1 protein-coding gene is annotated in these 258 nt (G+C 35.7%); it reads left to right on the forward strand.

Annotation, left to right across the window (positions count from 1 at the left end; all coding sequences use genetic code 11):
* The coding region (gene rplS, locus F1003_RS16010; RefSeq protein WP_155090369.1) for a 50S ribosomal protein L19 at positions 1-258 on the forward strand (258 nt) is incomplete at both ends.

Raw genomic sequence — 258 nt, forward strand, 5'->3', positions numbered from 1 at the left:
ATTTAATTAAGTACGTACAAGACAAGTACATTACAAAGAAAGAATTCCCTGAATTCAAAGCTGGTAATACCATCACTGTTTACTACGAAATTAAAGAAGGTCAAAAAACAAGAACTCAGTTCTTTAAAGGAGTTGTTATCCAACTAAGAGGAACTGGAGCCACTAAGACTTTCACTATCAGAAAAATGAGTGGTGATGTGGGAGTAGAAAGAGTGTTCCCTATCAATATGCCTGCTCTACAAAAAATCACAGTGGACA

It is taken from the genome of Winogradskyella ouciana (genome assembly GCF_009709615.1).
GTDB classification, from domain to species: Bacteria; Bacteroidota; Bacteroidia; order Flavobacteriales; family Flavobacteriaceae; genus Winogradskyella; species Winogradskyella ouciana.